The organism is Pseudomonas sp. MF6776, from assembly GCF_016613125.1.
Lineage (GTDB): Bacteria > Pseudomonadota > Gammaproteobacteria > Pseudomonadales > Pseudomonadaceae > Aquipseudomonas > Aquipseudomonas iridis.
The window spans coordinates 1-21,213 of the sequence record NZ_JAENSQ010000012.1; the positions used below are offsets into that span (position 1 = coordinate 1).

Annotated in this window: 16 protein-coding genes; 9 read left to right on the plus strand and 7 right to left on the minus strand. The window is 58.0% G+C overall.

The genetic code is table 11. From position 1 onward, the window contains the following. Positions 1-106: 106 nt before the first annotated feature. Both JJD74_RS15400 and JJD74_RS15405 read right to left on the minus strand, forming a co-directional pair. Positions 107-1,483: a hypothetical protein gene (locus JJD74_RS15400; protein WP_200615200.1), complete on the minus strand. Its 1,377-nt coding sequence runs from the start codon at positions 1,481-1,483 to the stop codon at positions 107-109. An 86-nt stretch (positions 1,484-1,569) separates the two neighbouring features. Then, positions 1,570-2,373, minus strand: coding sequence for a hypothetical protein (locus tag JJD74_RS15405; RefSeq protein ID WP_080963926.1), 804 nt, complete (start codon positions 2,371-2,373; stop codon positions 1,570-1,572). Positions 2,374-2,588: 215 nt separating this feature from the next. On the opposite strand from JJD74_RS15405, the gene JJD74_RS15410 reads away from it, so the two are divergent. The 5 genes from JJD74_RS15410 to JJD74_RS15430 all read left to right on the plus strand — a co-directional run bounded on the left by JJD74_RS15410 (position 2,589) and on the right by JJD74_RS15430 (position 7,917). Beyond that, positions 2,589-3,614, plus strand: a complete 1,026-nt coding sequence (locus JJD74_RS15410; protein WP_200615202.1) for a LacI family DNA-binding transcriptional regulator — start codon at positions 2,589-2,591, stop codon at positions 3,612-3,614. Positions 3,615-3,775: 161 nt separating this feature from the next. After that, positions 3,776-4,558: an AP endonuclease gene (locus JJD74_RS15415; RefSeq protein ID WP_200615204.1), complete on the plus strand. Its 783-nt coding sequence runs from the start codon at positions 3,776-3,778 to the stop codon at positions 4,556-4,558. Then, positions 4,551-5,570: a sugar kinase gene (locus tag JJD74_RS15420; protein ID WP_047301398.1), complete on the plus strand. Its 1,020-nt coding sequence runs from the start codon at positions 4,551-4,553 to the stop codon at positions 5,568-5,570. The genes JJD74_RS15415 and JJD74_RS15420 overlap by 8 nt, the downstream gene beginning before the upstream one ends. A gap of 57 nt (positions 5,571-5,627) precedes the next feature. Continuing rightward, positions 5,628-6,926, plus strand: a complete 1,299-nt coding sequence (locus JJD74_RS15425) for an MFS transporter (RefSeq protein WP_042559329.1) — start codon at positions 5,628-5,630, stop codon at positions 6,924-6,926. 13 nt (positions 6,927-6,939) lie between these two features. Further along, entirely contained in the window at positions 6,940-7,917 is a 978-nt protein-coding gene (locus JJD74_RS15430; RefSeq protein WP_042559330.1) for a 2-hydroxyacid dehydrogenase, read from the plus strand. A 142-nt stretch (positions 7,918-8,059) separates the two neighbouring features. Here JJD74_RS15430 and JJD74_RS15435 read toward each other — a convergent pair whose 3' ends face one another. The 4 genes from JJD74_RS15435 to JJD74_RS15450 form a co-directional block, all read right to left on the minus strand. Continuing rightward, positions 8,060-9,247 carry a pyridoxal phosphate-dependent aminotransferase gene (locus JJD74_RS15435; protein ID WP_042559331.1) on the minus strand — a complete coding sequence of 396 codons (1,188 nt, stop codon included), beginning with the start codon at positions 9,245-9,247 and terminating at the stop codon, positions 8,060-8,062. 41 nt (positions 9,248-9,288) lie between these two features. Continuing rightward, entirely contained in the window at positions 9,289-10,914 is a 1,626-nt protein-coding gene (locus JJD74_RS15440) for a methyl-accepting chemotaxis protein (protein ID WP_200615206.1), read from the minus strand. A 310-nt stretch (positions 10,915-11,224) separates the two neighbouring features. After that, positions 11,225-12,364 carry a glycerate kinase gene (locus JJD74_RS15445; protein WP_200615215.1) on the minus strand — a complete coding sequence of 380 codons (1,140 nt, stop codon included), beginning with the start codon at positions 12,362-12,364 and terminating at the stop codon, positions 11,225-11,227. A 248-nt stretch (positions 12,365-12,612) separates the two neighbouring features. Further along, positions 12,613-13,731 carry a sugar diacid recognition domain-containing protein gene (locus tag JJD74_RS15450; protein WP_042559334.1) on the minus strand — a complete coding sequence of 373 codons (1,119 nt, stop codon included), beginning with the start codon at positions 13,729-13,731 and terminating at the stop codon, positions 12,613-12,615. A gap of 171 nt (positions 13,732-13,902) precedes the next feature. On the opposite strand from JJD74_RS15450, the gene JJD74_RS15455 reads away from it, so the two are divergent. The 4 genes from JJD74_RS15455 to rarD all read left to right on the plus strand — a co-directional run bounded on the left by JJD74_RS15455 (position 13,903) and on the right by rarD (position 19,796). Further along, the gene (locus JJD74_RS15455) at positions 13,903-15,213 is read left to right on the plus strand and encodes an MFS transporter (RefSeq protein WP_042559335.1); all 1,311 of its coding nucleotides are present in this window, start codon (positions 13,903-13,905) and stop codon (positions 15,211-15,213) included. A gap of 154 nt (positions 15,214-15,367) precedes the next feature. Beyond that, entirely contained in the window at positions 15,368-16,381 is a 1,014-nt protein-coding gene (locus JJD74_RS15460; protein ID WP_115146922.1) for an aldo/keto reductase, read from the plus strand. Positions 16,382-16,583: 202 nt separating this feature from the next. Beyond that, complete coding sequence (locus JJD74_RS15465) at positions 16,584-18,707, plus strand: acyltransferase family protein (protein ID WP_200615217.1); 2,124 nt, start codon at positions 16,584-16,586, stop codon at positions 18,705-18,707. A gap of 207 nt (positions 18,708-18,914) precedes the next feature. Then, complete coding sequence (gene rarD, locus JJD74_RS15470) at positions 18,915-19,796, plus strand: EamA family transporter RarD (RefSeq protein ID WP_042559337.1); 882 nt, start codon at positions 18,915-18,917, stop codon at positions 19,794-19,796. 123 nt (positions 19,797-19,919) lie between these two features. Here the strand turns inward: rarD and hppD are convergent, their stop codons facing one another. After that, positions 19,920-20,996, minus strand: a complete 1,077-nt coding sequence (gene hppD, locus JJD74_RS15475) for a 4-hydroxyphenylpyruvate dioxygenase (RefSeq protein WP_042559338.1) — start codon at positions 20,994-20,996, stop codon at positions 19,920-19,922. Between the last annotated feature and the right edge of the window lie 217 nt (positions 20,997-21,213).

Sequence of the window (21,213 nt, forward strand, 5' to 3'; positions counted from 1 at the left end):
AGCGCTTCGACTTCAAGTGTCCGATCGAGGTTATGGACGAGGTGATGCAGGAAGCTATGGCTATGCGGCATGATGCTCCAGCTTCAATTCAATAACCGTGTTGCACTCAGCTCCTGTAACCGCCCAGGTCGATCAACCACCCCTCTTCTGTGGGTGGAGCGGAGAACAGCAGGATATGTGCAGTGATTGCGTCATCTCCGTAATCGCCTTCTCTGATTTCGTCGTTATTGCCCGCTGATGTCGTCAATGTTGGCGGATCGAGCCCTATCGTAATGGGATCCGGGCCAATGAATGAAATATCAACGTCAATATCAACGTCTGATTTAGCCAGATCTCTGGTGCCTCGAAACATTGTGTAGCTGACGTTGGTCATGACGATCCCGTCAGTATCGCCATATATCTGTTTTACAATGTCGTAAGGAGCATAAAACGTTAACTCCGCGTCACTACCAACTCGTTGCTCAGCACCCACCTGCTGCCCCCCCCAAAAGCCGACAATTGTGTCGCTTCCAGCATTGGGTGTAGGCACCGTGACTTTAAACTCCACGCCCTGGCTGTCCACCTGGGTGTCTTTCAGATCGATCAGGTTATCGCCATCTACACCATTGGCCAGCGTTACGACTGGAGGCTTGACTGTAGCAGGATCCGGGTCCATGGCATGCTGAACCTCACGCTGACTGAAGTTCGATCGGCGCCCGATATTACCCACGACATCCGTGGAGGTATAAATCAGTCGATTGAGACCCTCTCCAGCATTCACAAAGACGCTTTTTGGAATTTCCGCGTCCTGATTGGCCGACAACACCCCGTCAAAAACCGGGATGTCACGGCCAGGATCGGGCGCAGGCCCGAAATAAAACTTGTACACGTCAGTCGGTTCAAAGTTTGCAGGAATCGCCGGTTTGACGATGATGCCGGTTTTACCTTCGAGGTACTCGTCATTGATGGGAGCAGTCGGCCCAAGATCCGCAGGCCATGAGGCTGCGGCAGGCGTACGATCCGACGGCGGGGTTTTTACTTCGCCAGGTTTCGTAAGATCAACAGCGAAGGTCGATATGGCAGACGCAACGTCATTGGTGCCGCCGGCATAAAATATATAACGAAACTCCCATTCTGTAGGTGTTTCTGGAGTTCGTTCCTCTATCAGAAAACGCTGTGGAATCTTGAACGGCACACTCCAGTCTCGATCAGCTACAGGTCCCAGAAATTCGAACTGACCAGTAAGGATATCTAACCACACGGTAGTGCCTTTCCTACGGATCTGCGGCTGAAAAGCATCGTCATCATCTTCAAGCGACGGCCTTGGAACGAGATAATCCAAGTCTGCGGCAAGCGCCGCTTTTGGAATGCGCAGATCAGAAGGAATCGTCTGCGCCGGAAATGTAGCAGGTCTCGGATCCATGGCAATGTTGTTTTCCAAGGTAGATCTGGCTTTGAGTACAGCCATTCTGGATAGTCTGGCCCGTTCAACTATAGCGTTCATGATTCTCTCCATGTGTTTGCAGTTTTGGTGAACCCACTAAAAAACATTTAGCTATTGATACAACTCAACTGTTACACCACGCTCTTCTACGGCCCGCATAGAAGATCATGTCCGGGTAATTTTCTGTCAATTTTCGCGACCCCAATTTTTGAAACTCCAACGAGTCGTCGGCCGCGCAATATTCGATACCGAACAACAGCAGATGAATTTTTAGCCATTGGCTTTATATGAACATCGTATGGCGCGACAATTACCTTAAAGCCTTGCCTGATATCTTCATCACTCAAGGCTGGATTTACAATCTTCTTTCGCGCGCGCACATATTCCACACCACTTCCATTTAAACTGGAATAGCCTCTCCACTGCAATTCAAGGCGATCTCCAGGATTGAACCCCGTCAAGGGTGGGACAGTGACAAAAATGCCATCCCAGATCGGTGGTTGGGTAAAGCAATTTAAATATCCATTTAAATTCAGGTAAAGAAAGCCTGGCGGTGTCAGGGTCATCGGAACAGGGGCGTGATCAATTGTAAGAGTGCGCGGTTCTGATTTGCTACGATGGTCGGCGGTATCCAGTAATTCATACCAAAGTTTGCCTTGCCCGTTGACTTGTAAATGGCTGGCATTGATAGGAATAACAAACTGGGGTTTTATATCCGCGGCTTTGTAAATATTCTCGATCTTGATGAGCGGTTGCCCAGGCTGGTCAAAATATACAGTCAATAAATCCCGATCATCGGGGCCTGTCGCATGACTCGGCCAGAGGGGAACAACGACTTCAATGCCTGCCAGCAACAAATCAAGAGGGATATAACCATCTGGATCTAAATCTGGATCTTCCACTCCATTCACGCTCGGTGGCTTGAAGTCCAGAGGCCCTTGGTTCGACATAAAGTCTTCCTCTTTTATATCTTGGAATTGAGCAATATCCGCAGTTGGATTAAACGACCTGCCGAGCGAGTTGACTACTGTCAGATCTGACAGGTGAAACGACCGCCTATCGGAAAAGCCTCGAAACTTTTAAGAAAATCGCTTGACGGCATTACGTAATATCGGATTCCCTGAAACCGGTTTCAGCGCTATTCCAACAATAAACAGGTTCGCTAATGAACGACTTCTCCGCCGCCCAGCGCAGCCGCGTCACCATGCTTGATGTCGCCGAGCGCGCAGGCGTATCCAAGGCCAGCGTCTCGCGTTTCATTGGCGACGACCGCGCCCTGCTTTCCGATGCAATCGCTTTGCGCATAGAACAGGCTATCGATGAACTCGGCTATCGCCCAAACCAGATGGCCCGTGGCCTCAAGCGCGGGCGCACACGCCTGATCGGCATGCTGGTGGCCGATATCCGCAACCCTTATTCAATTGCCGTGATGCACGGGGTGGAAACTGCCTGCCGTGCGCACGGCTACAGCCTGGTGGTGTGCAACACCGACCGCGATGACGAGCAGGAGCGCCAGCATCTGGCGCTATTGCGCTCGTACAACATCGAAGGGCTGATCGTGAACACCCTCGGCCATCACCGTGACGAGTTGCACGAGTTGCGCCGCGAGATGCCGCTGGTGCTGGTGGATCGCAAGGTCGACGGGCTCGACAGCGACATGATCGGGCTGAACAACCCGCAGGCAGTGGAAATGGCCCTGGCCCACCTGGAACAACGTGGTTATAGCGACGTGTTGTTGGTGACTGAACCCTATGACGGCACCAGTTCGCGGATCGAACGAGTCAGCAGTTTTCAGACGCAGCTACAGCAGCGCTCTGCATTGAATGGGGCGGTGGTGGAAACCGGCGACGATCTCGCGACGCATCTTCAAACCTTTTTACACAAACCTGATCTCGGCCCGAAAGCGCTGTTTTGTGCCAATGGCGTGGCGGCGCTGGCCGCCACTCATGCGTTGCGCAAGATCGGTTCGCGGCTGTTCGAGGATATCGGCTTGATTGCCCTGGATGATCTGGATTGGTATCCGCTGGTGGGCAGCGGAATTACTGCGCTTGCGCAGCCAACGGAAGCGATTGGTGCGCGAGCATTCGAGTGTTTGCTCAAGCGTTTGCGTGGGGATGATGAGGCGGCGCGGGTGGTGGATTTTGCGCCGGTGTTGGTCGTACGAGGTTCCACCCTGGGGGTTTTGCAGTGATTGATCGGGCCTCATCGCTGGCAAGCCAGCTCCCACTATGTCCGTGTCGCTCACTAAACCTGTGGGTCCTGGCTTGCCAGCGATGAGGCGCTCGAAAGCAACACAGCACTGACTGATATTTTTTTGAACAAAAATGAAACCGGTTTCAGAGGTCAACAACAATGAATAAACCTGCCGTTTCCATCAGCCTGTCCAGCTACGGCGCCGAGCTAGTGCGCCAACGCGGGCAGGACTTTTTTATCGACGTGCTGGCCGCTGCCGGGGCCGATCGTATCGAGTGGCGCGAAGAGTTGCTGACTCGCGAGAACCCCGCACAGTTGAGCGCAGCCGCTCAGGCACTGGGCCTGCAAAGCATCTATTCCTCGCCGACCGAGTTGTGGCTGGCCGGCCAGGCGCGCCCCAATCCTGAACTGATCACGGCCCTGCAACACGCCGAGGCGTTCGGTTCCAAATGGCTGAAAGTGTCCCTCGGCTACTTCACCGACAATTGTGATCTGACGGTTTTGCAGCAACTGCTCGGCAACAGCCCGGTGCACCTGCTGGTGGAAAACGACCAGACGCTGCACGGCGGGCGGATCGAGGCGTTCCAACGCTTCTTTAATGCTGTTGAGCAGCACAACTTGCCGATCAAAATGACCTTCGATATCGGCAACTGGCAGTGGCAGGACCAATCCGCTGCCAACGCCGCACGCCTGCTCGGTCGGCACGTGGGCTATGTGCATTGCAAAGCCGTGGCCCGGCGCGCCGACGGCAAGTTGGTAGCAGTGCCGCCCGCCGTCAGCGACCTGCATCTGTGGGAGCAACTGCTGCGGCACATGGACCAAGGCGTTATGCGCGCCGCCGAATATCCGTTGCAGGGCGATGACCTGGTGGAGTTGACCACCGAACACGTCGCCACCCTCGCCCGCCTCGGCCAATCCCGCCTGGAGCCAGCTCATGTCTGAGATCGATATTCTGTCGTTCGGCGAAACCATGGCGATGCTGGTGGCCGAGCAAAGCGGGGACCTGGCAAAGGTCGAGCACTTCCACAAACGCATTGCCGGCGCCGACAGCAACGTGGCGATCGGCTTGTCGCGGCTGGGTTTCAACGTCGCGTGGCTGAGTCGGGTGGGCAATGATTCGCTCGGCCGTTTTGTCGTCGACACTTTGGCGCGCGAGGGTCTGGATTGCAGCCAGGTTGAAGTCTGCAAAACGCATCCTACCGGCTTCCAGTTCAAGTCCCGTTGCGACGATGGCAGCGACCCGCAGGTCGAGTATTTCCGTCGTGGCTCGGCGGCCAGTCATCTGTCGCCGCAATCGATCACGCCCGAACTGCTGAACGCTCGGCATCTGCACGCCACCGGCATTCCTCCCGCGCTGTCCGGTACGGCGCGGGAAATGTCATTCGAGCTGATGACGCGCATGCGCAATGCCGGGCGCAGCGTGTCTTTCGACCCCAACCTGCGCCCGAGTCTGTGGGCCAGCGAGCGCGAGATGATCGGCGAGATCAACCGCCTCGCCGCCCTTGCCCATTGGGTGCTGCCGGGCTTGAGCGAAGGGCGTTTGCTCACCGGGTTTGAAGACCCGGCAGATATCGCTGCGTTTTATCTCGATCAGGGCGCCGAAGCGGTGGCGATCAAGCTCGGGCCGCAGGGTGCCTATTACCGCACGCAACTGGATCAGGGCTTTGTTGCCGGGGTGCCGGTGACCCATGTCGTCGATACGGTTGGCGCGGGTGACGGGTTTGCGGTGGGCATGATCAGCGCCCTGCTGGAGCACCAGAGTTTTGCCGAGGCCGTGCGGCGCGCGAACTGGATTGGCAGTCGGGCGGTACAGAGTCGCGGGGATATGGAGGGGTTGCCGACCCGCCTGGAGTTATCCGTTGAGTTTGAGGCCGCCTTCGCGAGCAGGCTCGCTCCCACAATTGGAATGCATCCCCCCGTGGGAGCGAGCCTGCTCGCGAAGAGGCCAGCCTAGTCACCGCAAATAATTGAACCTGCTGCGACAAAAACAACAAGCTCAGGAGTCACACCCATGAAAACTGCAACCCTCGCCGCCCGCCGCTGGTGGTACATCATGCCCATCGTGTTCATCACTTACAGCCTGGCGTATCTCGACCGCGCCAACTACGGTTTCGCTGCGGCGTCCGGCATGGCCGAAGACTTGATGATCACACCGGGCCTGTCCTCATTGCTCGGTGCACTGTTTTTCCTGGGCTACTTTTTCTTCCAGGTACCCGGCGCGATCTACGCGCAAAAACACAGCGTTAAGAAACTGATTTTCGTCAGCCTGATCCTTTGGGGCGGGCTCGCGACGTTGACCGGCGTGGTCAGCAACGCCTATTGGCTGATCGTCATCCGCTTCATGCTCGGTGTGGTCGAAGCGGCGGTGATGCCGGCGATGCTGGTTTATCTGTGCCACTGGTTCACCCGCGCCGAACGCTCGCGGGCCAACACCTTTCTGATCCTCGGCAACCCGGTGACCATGCTGTGGATGTCGGTGGTGTCGGGTTATCTGGTGCAGCATTTCAGCTGGCGCTGGATGTTTATCATTGAAGGTCTGCCGGCGGTGCTCTGGGCGTTTATCTGGTGGAAACTGGCCGATGATCGTCCGGCCCAGGCCAAGTGGCTCAGCGACCAGGAAAAACACGATCTGGAAAGCGCCTTGGCCGCCGAACAGGTCGGCATCAAAGCAGTGAAGAACTACGCCGAGGCGTTTCGTTCACCGAAAGTGATCATTCTGGCCTTGCAGTTTTTCTGCTGGAGCATCGGCGTCTACGGCTTTGTATTGTGGCTGCCGTCGATCCTCAAGGCTGGCGCGCAAATGGACATGATCGAGGCCGGCTGGCTGTCGTCGCTGCCGTATCTGGCGGCAGTGATCGGCATGCTGGTGGTGTCGTGGGGCTCGGACAAACTGCAAAAACGCAAACGCTTCGTCTGGCCGCCGCTGTTGATTGCTTCCATTGCGTTCTACGGATCCTACGCGCTCGGTGCGGAACATTTCTGGTGGTCGTACACGCTGCTGGTGATCGCTGGCGCCTGCATGTACGCACCTTACGGGCCGTTCTTCGCGATCGTGCCCGAGATTCTTCCGGCCAACGTCGCCGGTGGCGCGATGGCGCTGATCAACAGCATGGGCGCGCTCGGTTCGTTCGGCGGCTCGTACCTGGTGGGTTACCTGAACAGCTCGACCGGTTCGCCCGGTTCTTCGTATCTGCTGATGAGCGGTGCATTGCTGCTGTCAGTGGTGCTGACGATTTTCCTCAAGCCCGGCGCCAGTGATCGCGTCGTGGCCAAAGCCGTCGCCACGCCTGCCGTGCCGGCTCACTCCTGAAGAGATCTTTGCCATGAAAAAACAGGTCGTCCTGTACAAGAAACTATCGCCCGCGCTCATGGCGCGACTGCAAGATCAGTTTGATGTGACGCTGATCGAAAGCCTCGATGCCGACGGCCTCATGCAACTGCGTGATGCCCTGCCCCGCGCCCATGGCTTGCTGGGCGCCAGCCTGAAACTCGACGCCACATTGCTCGATCTGGCGCCACAGCTGGAGGCCATTGCCAGTGTGTCGGTGGGCGTCGACAACTACGACATCGATTACCTGACCCGCCGCAAGATTCTGCTGACAAACACCCCGGACGTGCTGACCGAAACCACCGCCGACACCGGTTTCGCCCTGATCCTTGCCGCCGCCCGGCGCGTGGTCGAGCTGGCGAACATGGTGCGCAGCGGTCAGTGGCAGCGCAACCTCGGCCCGGCGCATTTTGGCACCGATGTACATGGAAAGACGCTGGGCATCATCGGCATGGGCCGCATTGGCGAGGCGCTGGCGCAGCGTGGTCATTTCGGTTTTGGCATGCCGGTGATTTATCACAGCCAGTCGCGTAAACCGGCTGTCGAGGCGCGTTTTGATGCGCAGTACCGCAGCCTGGAAGACTTGCTCAAGCAGGCCGATTTCATCTGCCTGACCTTGCCGCTGACGGCGCAGACCGAGGGGTTGATCGGCGCCGGGCAATTTGCGTTGATGCGTCCGGAAAGCATCTTCATCAACATCTCGCGAGGCAAGGTTGTTGACGAAGCAGCGATGGTTGATGCACTGCGCCATCAACGGATTCGTGCGGCAGGTCTGGACGTGTTCGAGCGTGAACCGTTGAATCAGGATTCGCCGTTGATGCAACTGGATAACGTGGTGGCAACCCCGCATATGGGCTCGGCGACGCACGAGACACGCGAGGCAATGGCGCGGTGTGCGGTGGAGAATTTGTTGGCGGCGTTGGGTGGTGAAAAGCCTTTGAATCTGGTGAACTCAGCGGCTTGGCAGGCTTAAGAACTTCGGTGCCTGAATGGGCCCCATCGCTGGCAATCCAGCTCCCAAAGGCTATTCGGTGTTCATCACATTTGTGAGCGACACTAACCACTGTGGGAGCTGGCTTGCCAGCGATGAGGCCAGTACATCTGATGCAAAACGTTCAGGCACTGCGCGCCTGTAACAGCTGCGCCGCACACAGCGAAATCCGCGAACAGGCATCCGCCAGCCGCACCCGATCCACCACCAGCCCGATGCGAATATGCCCCGCGGCACTGGGCCCGAATGCCTCACCGGCCAGCACCGAGACGCCATACCCTTCCAGCAACCGCTCGGCAAATGCCTGCGCGCCGAGTCCGGTCTGGCGCACATCGACCATCACGAACATGCCGCCATCAGGGCGGACCGGATGCAGCCCCGGGCAACCGTGCAAGCGCTCGCAGACCAGGTCGCGGCGCAGGCGATATTCCTCACGCATCTGCGTCACTTCCGGCAGGTCGGTCTCCAGCGCGACTTGCGCGGCTTTCTGCACGAAATCCGGCAGACCAAAAAGCATGCTCAACGACAGATTGACCAGATGCCCGGCCAACGATTTCGGCCCGATCGACCAGCCGACGCGCCAGCCGGTCATGGCATGGGATTTCGACAGACTGTTGATTGTCGCCGTGCGTTCGGCCATGCCCGGCAGGCTCGCCGGACTGATGTGCTGGCCTTCGTAGAGAAGTTCGCTATAGACCTCGTCGCTGATCAGCCACAAGTCATGACGCACGCACAGGGCGGCCAATTCCTGCCAGATCAGTAACGACAGGCTCGCACCGGATGGGTTGTTGGGACTGTTGAGCAGCATGGCGCGGGTTTTCGCCGTGATGCGCGCCGCGACATCGGCGGGATCGACGCGGAAGCCGTTTTCCGGGCGAACCGGCACCGGCACGACCGTCGCGCCGCACGCACCGAAAACAGCTTCATAGGTGACGTACATCGGTTCGGCAATGATCACCTCGTCACCCGGATCAAGCAGGCATTGCGCCACCGAATACACGGCGCATTGCGCCCCTGGCATGACGATCACATGGTCGGCATCGACCACTTGGCCACTGCTTCGCCGATGACGTTCGGCAATCAGCTTGCGCAGCGCCAGGCGGCCACGCACATCGGAATAATGCGTGTCGCCCGCCAGCAGACTGTCGATCGCGCCGTGGATGATCGGCAGCGGCGTATCGAAATCCGGATCCCCCACACTCAGCAGCAGAATGTCGACACCTTCGGCGCGCAACTCCAGCGCTCGGTCGTGAATCTGCCAGGCCGCTGCGCCCTCGCCGGCGATTCGTTGGGTCAAGGCTGAATAGCGCATGCACGTCTCCTGATTGCGCAGTGTCCAGCCTTCACCCTATCTCAAATCACAAAACGCGTCACCATGGCGTTCAAATCCACCGCCAGGCGCGACAGTTCGTGGGTCGCGGCGCTGGTCTGGTTGGCGCCGGCGGCCGATTGCGTGGCCAGGTCGCGGATGTTGACCAGATTGCGGTCAACTTCGCGCGACACCTGCGCCTGTTCTTCCGAAGCGCTGGCGATGACCAGGTTGCGTTCGTTGATCTGGTGGATCGACTGGGTGATCTGCTCCAGCGCAACGCCGGCGGCGCGAGCCATTTCCAGAGTGGACTGGGTGCGCTGGTTGCTTTGTTGCATCGACGAAACCGCTTCGCCGGTGCCGTTCTGGATGCCGGCTACCATTTTTTCGATCTCTTGCGTCGACTGCGCGGTGCGATGAGCCAGCGCGCGCACTTCGTCCGCCACTACCGCAAAACCGCGTCCGGCTTCACCGGCACGCGCTGCTTCGATGGCGGCGTTGAGCGCCAGCAGGTTGGTCTGTTCGGCGATGGCGCGGATCACGTCGAGCACCTTGCCAATATCGCGACCCTGTGCGGCGAGGCCTTCGATCATGTGCGAGGTGTTTTGCACGTCGTGGGTCATGGTCTGGATCGCGTCGACAGTTTTCACCACTTGATCGCGACCTTCGCGGGCGGCGTGAGTCGACTGGTTCGACGCTTCGGAGGTCGAAACGGCATTGCGCGCGACTTCCTCGACAGCGGCGGTCATCTCGTTGACGGCGGTGGCCGCTTGTTCGATTTCATTGTTCTGCTGTTGCAGGCCCCGTGAGGCTTCTTCGGTCACGGCGCTGAGTTCTTCGGCAGCGGCACCCAGTTGCGTCGCGGACCCGGCGATCTGTTCGATGGTTTTGCGCAGGTTGGTTTGCATCGCTGCGAGGGCTTCGAGCAGGCGAGCCGGTTCGTCCTTGCCATCGACTTCGATGCGTTTGCTCAAGTTGCCGCCAGCAATGGTTCGCGCGGCTTCGACGGCGCGGTTCAGTGGGGTTACGATACTGCGAGTCAGCAGCCAGGCCAGCAGCACGGTCGCCAGCGCAGCAACGACGGCGACAATGATGATGCCGGTGATGGCGCTGTCGTAATACTTACCCGCCTGAATCGACGCGGCTTTGGCGCCGGCAGCATTCATTGCGATCAGCTTGTTGAGCTGCTCGCCCATCTGGTCGGTGCCGTCCTTGATGCGCGTGTTGATCAAGGTGCGCATTTCGTCGAGTTTGTCCTGACGCGACAGCTCCATCATCTGGCTCTGCGCTTGCAGGTAGTTGTCCAGCGTCGTGACGAATGTCTGGTAAAGCGCGCGCTCTTCTGTGCCGGCGGGCAGCGCGGCATAGCTGGCTTGAGCATTGCGCACTTTTTCCACCAACACATTGATGCGAGTCTGCGCCTCCTGCAAACCAGCGGGCTCGCGATTGACCAGCACGCGGAACGACAGAATCCGCAGGCGCAGCACGTTTTCCGTCACCACGCTGAGTTGCGTCACGCTGGGCAACTGCGTTGAGTCCATGTCGATTGACGCCTGGCGAATGATCGACATGCGATTGACGGCGAACACGCCGAGCACAATCACCAGCAAGGCGATGAAGGCAAAACCGAGGAAGGCACGGGGCGCGATATTCAGGTTACGCAAAGACATAGTTGGACTCTCGGAGGATAGAAACTACGAGCATCCATGCCGTGATCACCTGCCCGCGGGACGGGCTTCAGTGCGGCGTCACTGTTTTGGGATTTGTTGTGCGCGCCTGTTGGCTGTATCGGCCAGACTTGAGGAAGGATGTGGGTAGAGATGAACTATTTTTCAGGGTGTAACGGCAGTGAAACACCCGACCGCCCATGTCGACGGCGCATTATGTAGGAGCTGCCGAAGGCTGCGATCTTTTGCTCTTGGTTTCTAACCTCAAGATCAAAAGATCGCAGCCTTCGGCAGCTCTTGCAGTGCGAATGTCTCAGGGTTTTGCGGCCAGTTGCCACACACGGGCGATATCGGTAGCCCGTTCGCGCAGCAGTCGTGGTGCTTCGGCGCAGGCCTGTTCGAGCGTCATTGGACCACTGGTCACGGCGAAAGCGGCATCGATGCCATGGCCATAGAGTTCTTGATAACCTTCGCCCAGGGTTCCGGCGATTACGATCACCGGCACGGCATAGTGCCTGGCAATCCGCGCCACGCCGAACGGGGTTTTGCCGCGAAGCGTCTGTGCATCGAAACGCCCCTCGCCGGTAATCACCAGATCCGCGCCCTTGACGGCTTCGGCCAGCCCGACCAGTTCGGCAACCACCTCCACACCGGCCTGAAACTGCGCGCCGAGAAATGCCTTGGCCGCAAAACCCAAGCCCCCCGCCGCGCCACTGCCCGGCTCATCGCGCACGTCCTTGCCCAGCACCTCGGCGCACAATTGCGCGAAATGACCGAGGGCCTGATCCAGTCGTTGTACCTGCGCTGGCGATGCCCCTTTCTGCGGGCCGAAGATCGCCGAGGCACCGTGCGGGCCGCACAGTGGATTGTTGACGTCCGCTGCGATATCAAACCGCACCTGCGCCAGACGAGGATCAAGTTCAGTCAAATCCACACGCGCCAATTGCGCCAACGCCAATCCTCCCGGCACCAGCATTTGGCCTTGGGCGTCGAGCAACTTCACACCCAACGCCTGCATCGCCCCTGCCCCGCCATCGTTGGTGGCGCTGCCGCCAATCGCCAGGATCACCCGTTGCGCACCGGCATCGAGTGCGGCGCGAATCAGTTCGCCGGTGCCGAACGTGCTGCTGATGCATGCATCACGCTTGCCCGGCGGCACCAATTGCAAACCGCTGGCCTCGGCCATTTCAATGATTGCCGTGTGGTTGTGCGGCAACCAACCCCACGCGGCATCAACCGCTGTGCCCAACGGGCCGCGCACAGTAGTGCGGCGCAACTCGCCTTCGCACGCCGCCAGAATCGACTCGACCGTGCCTTCGCCGCCGTCAGCCATCGGGCATTTGACCAGCGTGGCGTGCGGCCAGACTTGCGCCAGGCCCAGCGCAATGGCCTCGGCAACGCCTTGGGCACTCAGGCTGTCCTTGAACGAATCGGGGGCGATGACGATCTTCATGTGAATTCTCCAGTTCCAATGCCCCTCATGCTGCCAGTCGGCATGCGCATTGACGCCTGTCTGCTGCACAAGTGGCGCAGGCGTTTATTGTTCATTTCTACAAAAGGTCTTGGTGTTAATGCTGGATGTTCCGGCGCCATCGCTGGCAAGCCAGCTCCCACAGGGGCTTCGGTGACTACAGATATTGTGAACACCCCTAAAACCTGTGGGAGCTGGCTTGCCAGCGATGGCGTCAGTGAGAGCAGCAATCAACCCGGTTCAATCTGCGGCAACAACTGCACACCCAGATACAACGCCAGCATCCCCTCCAGCCTTAGCGGATCCACCCCGCTGATCTCGGCAATCCGCTCCATCCGATAGCGCAAGCTGTTGCGATGAATACCCAGCGCATCGGCACAGGCCTGACTCTGGCCATCGTGATCACACCAACTGCGCAGCGTCGCCAGCAATTGGCCGTTGCCGTCCTTGGCGATCACCTTGCGCAGTGGTTTGAGCAGTTCATCCAGCGCATCGTCGTTGCGATGGCGCCAGAGCATGACCGGTAGACGATAGCGATTGAGGGTCAACAAGCGCGAATGGGGCAACACCTCGCGGCCGTAGGCCAGCAGATCGCCGACCCGGCGATAACAACGGCGCAAACCGACCAGCCCGTCCGCCTGCCCGCCCACCGCAATGCGCAGGATTTTCCAGCCCAGGCCGTCGAGTTTTTCCAGCAAACGATCGTGCTCGATGTTTTGACTGGCCGGCCGGCACCACAGCAGCGACGACTTGGCCGAGCTCACGCACCAACTGTCCGGGTATCGCGAGGTCAGCCAGGCACTCAGCGCTTCGACCGTTTGCCCGGGCCCGTGCTCAAGACCCAACTCGAACAGATACGGCACGCGCGTCAATTGCGGCTTGAGCCCGAGTTGCTGCGCCTCGTCGACCAGACGCGGTGAATCCCCCGCTTCGCTCAGCAGCAATGCCAGCAGATCATCGCAGCGCTGGCGCCGCCATTGCTGTTCGGCCTGCTGATTGCGTTGGCCCACCAGCATTTCGGCGGTCATGCGCACCAGTTCGGCGTAAGTGCGCAGATGCTCTGGTTCGCCGGTAATGCCCAGCACGCCTATCAACCGCTGATCGAGCCACAGCGGCAGATTGATCCCCGGCTGCACACCCTTCAGATGCAGGGCTGTCGGCGCGTCTATCTCCACCACGCGACCGTTGGCCAACACCAGTTGCGCACCTTCGTGGCGGGTGTTGATGCGCTCCGGCTCGCCGCTGCCGAGGATCAAGCCCTGGCTGTCCATGACGTTGACGTTGTACGGCAAAATGGCCATGGCCCGGTCGACGATGTCCTGAGCGAGGTCGTGATCGAGTTCGAACATAACGGCTGCAATCCTTCTAAACAGGCGCGGACGGTTGGTCACCCGCACAGGGTCTGGTGGCAAACCCTGTGCTCAGGCACAAAGACAATCCAGCCAAAGGTGGCCGAGACTCTCAGGGCGATCAACGTTACCCTTTGCATCGCAAAAAATCATAATAAAGAGAGAGCCGCTATGTCGCAGAGCGCCGCAGCTACCCAGACCATCGACGATGATAAAAACGCCGTTTACAAACGCATTACCCTGCGCCTGATCCCCTTCATTTTCATCTGCTATCTGTTCAACTACCTCGACCGGGTTAACGTTGGATTTGCCAAACTGCAGATGCTCGACGCGTTGAAATTCAGCGAAACCGTGTACGGCCTAGGTGCCGGTATTTTCTTTATCGGCTACGTGCTGTGCGGCGTACCGAGCAATCTGGCCTTGACCAAATTCGGTCCGCGACGCTGGATTGCGGTGATGATGATCACGTGGGGCACGTTGTCGACCTGCCTGTTGTTTGTCACCACACCAACCGAGTTCTATACCCTGCGCCTGTTTACCGGTGCGGCCGAGGCCGGGTTCTTCCCGGGCGTTGTGCTGTATCTCTCGCAGTGGTTCCCGACCTTCCGCCGTGGCCGGATCATGGCGCTGTTCATGTCGGCGATCCCGGTGTCCGGTCTGCTCGGCAGCCCGTTTTCGGGCTGGATTCTCAATCACTTCGCAGCGGGCCAAGGCGGTTTGGCCGGCTGGCAGTGGATGTTTTTGCTGCAAGGCATTCCGACGGTGGTGCTGGGCTTGCTGGCTTACTTCCTGCTGAGCGACAGTTTTGCCAAGGCCAAATGGTTGACCGCGCATGAGCGTGCGGTACTGGAAGCGGATCAAGCCGAGGACCTGGCGAACAAACCGAAAACCACCACCGATTCGCTGTTGGCGGTGTTCAGGAATCCGGCGATCTGGGCGTTCGGCCTGATCTATTTCTGCATCCAGAGCGGCGTGTACGCGATCAACTTCTGGCTGCCGTCGATCATCAAGAACCTCGGTTTCAGCGATAACCTGGTGATCGGCTGGTTGAGTGCGATTCCGTATCTGCTGGCGGCAGTGTTCATGCTGGTGGTCGGGCGTTCTGCGGACCTGCGCAAAGAACGCCGCTGGCATCTGGTGGTGCCTATGTTGATGGGCGCGATCGGTCTGGTGATTGCGGTGAATTTCGCCGGCAATCCGGCCATCGCTATCCTGGGTCTGACCATCGCGACCATGGGGGCGTTGACGGGCCTGCCGATGTTCTGGCCGGTGCCGACTGCCATGTTGAGTGCGGGCGCTGCTGCCGGAGGGTTGGCGTTGATCAACTCGATGGGACAGATGGCCGGATTCCTCAGCCCGTACCTGGTGGGTTGGGTCAAGGACAGCACCGGCTCGACGGATGCGGCGTTGTATCTACTGGCAGGTGTGATTGTTGCCGGAAGTGTGTTGGCGTTGCGCATGACGCGGACATTGCGCGCCTGATTCAAGCCGTATCAAAAGATCGCAGTCTGCGGCAGCGCCAACACGGGATAGATGTACACCGTGCAGGCGCTGTCGCTGCTGCGATTTTTTGCTTTGTCTCACGCAGCGCATCTGATATTTGATTAGAGTTTCCCACCGACAAAAGGATTTCGGCATGAGCTATCGCACACTGGGTCACTCAGGACTGCAGGTCTCCACCCTCACCCTCGGCACGATGATGTTCGGCGAGCAGACCAGCACTGAGGAATCGCTGCGCATCATCGACAAGGCGTGGGATCAGGGCATCAACTTCATCGACACCGCCGACGTGTATACCAACGGCCGCTCCGAAGAGATCGTCGGTGAAGCGATTGCCGGTAATCGCCATGAATGGGTGCTGGCGACCAAGGTCGGTTTTGGCCCGGTGGACGGCGTGCCGAACCGTAGCGGCCTGAGCCGCAAACACATATTCAACGGCATTGATGCCAGCCTTACACGGCTCGGCACCGATTACCTCGACATCTATTACCTGCACCGCGAAGACCACAACACGCCGCTGGAGGTCTCGGTGGCGGCGATTGGCGATCTGATTCGTCAGGGCAAGATTCGTTACTGGGGTTTGTCGAACTATCGCGGCTGGCGGATTGCCGAGGTGATTCGCATCGCCGATAAACTCGGCGTTGATCGGCCAGTGATCAGCCAACCGCTGTACAACATCGTCAACCGTCAGGCCGAAACCGAACAAATTACCGCGGCGCAGACCTATGGCCTCGGCGTGGTGCCTTACAGTCCGCTGGCCCGTGGCGTGCTAAGCGGTAAGTACGCACCGGATGTGACACCCGACGCCAACAGCCGCGCCGGGCGTCAGGACAAGCGCATTCTGGAAACCGAATGGCGGGTCGAGTCGTTGCGCATTGCCCAGCAGATTCAGCAGTACACCGAAGGCCGAGGGGTGGGCATGGTTGAATTTGCGATCGCCTGGGTGCTGAACAACAGTGCAGTGACGTCGGCGATTGTCGGGCCGCGCACGCAAGCGCAGTGGGATGCGTACACCAAGGCGCAGGCAGTCAGCATCACGGCTGAAGATGAAGCGTTTATCGATTCGCTGGTGGTGCCTGGGCATGCATCGACACCAGGGTTCAACGATGTCAGTCATTTTGTGTCAGGGCGTAAACCCCATTCGGTTTGACGTTTTCCTCTCCGCCTTGGCGCTCTCAATAGGCAGGCGCCACGGTGGTGGGTCGTTTGATTACAAGATCTGAGCTGAACCCAGGCGATTGAAAAAATCTCTGTAACATTTCTGATACCCTGCGCATCGCGCCTTTTCCGAATGAATTGAGCGCAATCACAAAAACAAATCAGATCGTTCGAGACTGTTTCAGGATAAGTAAATGCTCAATCGCCCTTTTGAGTTTGCATGGAAGCCTTTGCGCGCGATATGGCATAAAGCACTCGGCACCAATGATAAGACCGCAGAAGCCCCGTCACCCTCGGCGCAGGTCTCTGCTACCCCGCACCGCAAACCCACTATTGAATACCGAGCAGACATCGACGGGCTGCGGGCGATTGCCGTTCTGCTGGTGTTGATCTTTCACGGCGGATTGACGTTGTTTCCGTCGGGCTATATCGGCGTGGATATCTTCTTCGTGATCTCGGGGTATCTGACGACCTCGATCATCATGAAGTCGCTGGACAATGGGACGTTCAGCTTCTCGGGGTTCTACACCCGCCGTATCTGGCGACTACAGCCGGCCATCATTGCGTTGCTGATCGCCACACTGATCATCACCACGTTGCTTTACTTGCCCGATGACTATGTCGATTTTCTGAAAAGCGGCAAGTACACCTCGTTACTCCTCTCGAACCAGTATTTTTCCAACGCGACAACCGGCTATGCGACACCCGATGCAGCGACCTTGCCCCTGCTGCACACCTGGTCTCTGGCCATCGAATGGCAGTGGTATCTGGTCTTGCCCTTGGGCATTTGGCTGCTCAACCGCTATGTGGCGAAAAAAGCCTTCAAGGTGACGGTCCTCGGTTTAACTGCGGCGGCCATGGCGCTGGCCTTGTACTGGTCTCACACACTGGCGGATAAAAACTACTACCTCTTTAGCGCTCGAATTTTCGAATTGATGATCGGCTCCTGTGCCGTGATTTTCAGCACGGACAAATTCAGGCTCAATCGATTGAGTGCATCGTTGGTCTGTGCGCTTTCACTGGCGACGATTCTCTACTGCGCGACGCGGGAAGATATCCTCGCGGGGTTCCCGGGCTACCACGCAATAGCGGTTTGTATCGCAACCGCAGCCTTGCTCTTTCGGGGCATTGGCGATGCGAGCATCACTTCCAGAATACTGGCCTTCAAACCGCTGGTGTTTATCGGCACTCTCTCCTACTCGTTGTATCTCTGGCACTGGCCGATCCTGGCGTTCGTGGCCTATGTCGGCATCACGCTTACGCCGATGGTGACGGTCATCTATTTCGTCGCCACGTTTGTGATTGCCTGGCTTTCGTTCGTGCTCATCGAAAACAAATTTCGCAAGCCAAGGGCTGGCTTTGCCAAAACTCTGATACTGCTGGTGCTGGTGCCCGCGATCGGACTTTCTTTGCTGCACAATGCCGGCAAGAAGCACGATGGATGGCCCGAGCGTTTTGGCGAAGATTCGAGTCAGGTCTTCAGTGGTCTGAAGGCCTATGTCCCCGCCCAGCGGGAAAAATGCCTGGGTGTCAGTGATGGCACCGATCTCGGCTGCATCATGGGTGCCGCCCAGGCAGACCCGCAGGTATTTCTGCTGGGTGATTCGTTTTCGAACCATTACTGGGGATTTGTTGAAACGCTGGCTAAAGACGCCAACCTGTCAGCACTCGCACAGGGTTACCCGGCGTGCCTGGCACTGCCCAAGGTCTACCTCTACGACGAGAAAAAATACAAGGGAGGGCTGTATCAAAAGTGCCATACCGCCGCTCAGCAATATTACGACCTGATCAGCAAAAGCCATTTTGAGTACGTGATCGTTGGCCAATTCTGGGAGGCCTACCTGAATGCTGACATCGTCACGAAACAGGATGATCCTCGCAGCACTGAGCTATCACAACAACGTCTGGGCGTGGCGATCCGCGAAGCCCTGGACATCATCGTCAAGTCGGGCGCCACGCCCATCTTCCTGATGAACACGATGCCCATGCCGGCGGGTATCAACGAATGCCTGTTAAAACGAGTCAAGTTGCGGGGCTGGATGGGAAGCACCGAGCAGAGCAGTCTGTGCGCCACCTCACCATGGTCGGGTGGCGAAGACCCGGTATTGGCGAAGCTGTTCAGCGAACTGCAGGATGAGTACCCGAGTCTGATTGTTATTGATCCGAAAGGTGTTCAATGCCAAGACGGGACCTGCGCGACGGTCATCGACGGTTTTCCGGTCTATCGTGACATTGGCCACGTGACTGACTATGCCTCTTACAAGCTCGGCCAAATGTACCTCAAGCGCTTCAGTAATCCGTTAAAGGCTACTCGGTAATTTTTCTGCAAGAGCGAGTGCAGGCTGCGATCATTTGATTCTGCTTTGGTAAACAGGATCAAAAAGATCGCAGCCTGCGACAGCTCCTACAATGGATTCGACCCAGCGTCATAACGGATGTGTGGAATATCGAGCACTCGAGCAATATTCAGCACAAAAACCACGTATCCTTCGCGCCCCGTTTGATCACCCACCCGCGAGGACAGTTTGTCTAAAGGTATCGCTTTATCGGTTACAGCCTCGGTGCTGTTTGCCGTCATGTATTACTTCACTTCGTTGCTCACCCCGTTGAGCGGCGTGGAGATTTTCGGCTGGCGGATGCTCCTGACGGTGCCGTGCATGACGGTGTTCATGCTGGTCTCCAGCGAATGGCGGCGGGTGCTGGAGTTGATTCGCCTGATGGCGGGCAAGCCAAAACTCATCGGGGGGCTGGTCGTCTCGTCAGCGCTGCTCGGCGTGCAGTTGTGGCTGTTCATGTGGGCACCGCTCAACGGTTACAGCCTCGACGTGTCGCTGGGCTACTTCCTGCTGCCGCTGGCCATGGTACTGACCGGGCGGATTGCCTACGGCGAGAGCCTGTCGTACCTGCAAAAGGTCGCGGTGTTCTTTGCAAGTCTGGGCGTGTTGAACGAGTTGTATCAGGTCGGCGGATTTTCCTGGGCGACGCTGGTGGTCGTGGTCGGCTATCCGCTGTACTTCGTGCTGCGCAAATATCTGAAAACCGACCACCTCGGCGGGCTGTGGGTCGACATGACCCTGATGCTGCCGGTCGCTTACTGGTTTGTGCAGAGTGGTGAGCAAGGCCTGGACGTGTTCAATCAATATCCGGGGTTGATGTGGCTGATTCCACTGCTCGGCTTGATCAGTGCTTCGGCGCTGGTGGTTTACATCATTGCCAGCAGGTTGTTGCCGTTCAGTCTGTTTGGGTTGTTGAGTTATGTTGAGCCGGTGTTACTGCTGGGTGTCGCGCTGATCCTGGGCGAAAGCATCAAGTCAGGCGAATGGCTGACCTACATTCCGATCTGGCTGGCGGTTGTGGTGCTGGTGTTTGAAGGGTTTAAACATCTGATGCGACAGCGCAGACCTTGAAAAGCAAAAGATCGCAGCCTTCGGCAGCTCCTACATTTGGAAGGTAAATCCCCTGTAGGAGCTGCCGAAGGCTGCGATCTTTTGACCTGAAAAAGCCTGGCCGAAGCCAGGCTTTTTTATCGCTTACTCAGTCGCCAGTACACCGCGGCGAACCTGGTCACGCTCGATCGATTCGAACAGTGCCTTGAAATTGCCCTCACCGAAACCATCATCGCCTTTACGCTGGATGAATTCGAAGAACACCGGGCCCATCAGGGTTTCCGAAAAGATCTGCAGCAGCAGACGCTTGTCGCCCTGCTCCGATGAGCCGTCGAGCAGAATGCCACGCGACTGCAGTTGATCAACCGGCTCGCCGTGGTTCGGCAGACGCCCTTCGAGCATTTCGTAATAGGTTTCCGGTGGCGCGGTCATGAAGCGCATGCCGATCTTCTTCAGGTGATCCCAGGTCTTGATCAGGTCATCGGAGAGGAACGCGACGTGCTGGATGCCCTCGCCATTGAACTGCATCAGGAACTCTTCGATCTGCCCGGCGCCCTTGGACGACTCTTCGTTCAGCGGGATGCGGATCATGCCGTCCGGCGCGGTCATCGCTTTGGAGGTCAGGCCGGTGTATTCGCCCTTGATATCGAAGTAGCGGATTTCGCGGAAGTTGAACAGCTTCTCGTAGAAGTTCGCCCAATAAGCCATGCGACCGCGATACACGTTGTGAGTCAGATGGTCGATGATCTTCAGGCCGGCACCGACCGGATTGCGATCAACACCTTCGATAAACACGAAGTCGATGTCATAGATCGAACTGCCTTCGCCGAAACGGTCGATCAGGTACAGCGGCGCGCCGCCAATGCCTTTGATCGCCGGCAGGTTCAGCTCCATCGGCCCGGTTTCGATGTGGATCGGCTGGGCGCCGATTTCCAGCGCGCGCTTGTAGGCCTGCTGCGAATCCTTGACGCGGAACGCCATGCCGCACACCGACGGGCCGTGCTCGGCCGCGAAGTAGGAAGCCACGCTGTTCGGTTCGTTGTTGAGGATCAGGTTGATCGCGCCCTGACGATACAGGTGCACATTCTTGGAACGGTGGGTGGCGACTTTGGTGAAGCCCATGATCTCGAAGATCGGCTCCAGAGTGCCAGGGACCGGCGATGCAAGCTCGATGAACTCAAAGCCCATCAGGCCCATTGGGTTTTCGTATAAATCTGCCATGGTGACGCCTCATCATTTCTTATCAATTAACCAGGGTTATTTGTCAGTCATGCTGAGGTAGCTGGGTGGCGCACAGGAGATGCCACGCACACTGCGGGCGAGAAAGTCACCGTAGATCAGTTGAAACCCGAATATCTTCATTGTCGACCCAAGGCTCTTGCGGGCGAGGCTTCTGCTGCCAGAAGACGAATTATTATTGTATGCGTAACCCGATTCT

Bases quoted from the DNA above. Each gene is read 5' to 3' on its own strand.
- JJD74_RS15450 (WP_042559334.1), bottom strand. From the start codon at position 13,731: ATGTTCGAACTCGATCACGACCTCGCTCAGGACATCGTCGACCGGGCC.
- JJD74_RS15445 (WP_200615215.1), bottom strand. From the start codon at position 12,364: ATGAAGATCGTCATCGCCCCCGATTCGTTCAAGGACAGCCTGAGTGCC.
- JJD74_RS15465 (WP_200615217.1), top strand. From the start codon at position 16,584: ATGCTCAATCGCCCTTTTGAGTTTGCATGGAAGCCTTTGCGCGCGATA.
- JJD74_RS15440 (WP_200615206.1), bottom strand. From the start codon at position 10,914: ATGTCTTTGCGTAACCTGAATATCGCGCCCCGTGCCTTCCTCGGTTTT.
- JJD74_RS15460 (WP_115146922.1), top strand. From the start codon at position 15,368: ATGAGCTATCGCACACTGGGTCACTCAGGACTGCAGGTCTCCACCCTC.
- JJD74_RS15430 (WP_042559330.1), top strand. From the start codon at position 6,940: ATGAAAAAACAGGTCGTCCTGTACAAGAAACTATCGCCCGCGCTCATG.
- JJD74_RS15405 (WP_080963926.1), bottom strand. From the start codon at position 2,373: ATGTCGAACCAAGGGCCTCTGGACTTCAAGCCACCGAGCGTGAATGGA.
- JJD74_RS15415 (WP_200615204.1), top strand. From the start codon at position 3,776: ATGAATAAACCTGCCGTTTCCATCAGCCTGTCCAGCTACGGCGCCGAG.
- JJD74_RS15420 (WP_047301398.1), top strand. From the start codon at position 4,551: ATGTCTGAGATCGATATTCTGTCGTTCGGCGAAACCATGGCGATGCTG.
- JJD74_RS15400 (WP_200615200.1), bottom strand. From the start codon at position 1,483: ATGAACGCTATAGTTGAACGGGCCAGACTATCCAGAATGGCTGTACTC.
- JJD74_RS15455 (WP_042559335.1), top strand. From the start codon at position 13,903: ATGTCGCAGAGCGCCGCAGCTACCCAGACCATCGACGATGATAAAAAC.
- JJD74_RS15410 (WP_200615202.1), top strand. From the start codon at position 2,589: ATGAACGACTTCTCCGCCGCCCAGCGCAGCCGCGTCACCATGCTTGAT.
- JJD74_RS15435 (WP_042559331.1), bottom strand. From the start codon at position 9,247: ATGCGCTATTCAGCCTTGACCCAACGAATCGCCGGCGAGGGCGCAGCG.
- hppD (WP_042559338.1), bottom strand. From the start codon at position 20,996: ATGGCAGATTTATACGAAAACCCAATGGGCCTGATGGGCTTTGAGTTC.
- JJD74_RS15425 (WP_042559329.1), top strand. From the start codon at position 5,628: ATGAAAACTGCAACCCTCGCCGCCCGCCGCTGGTGGTACATCATGCCC.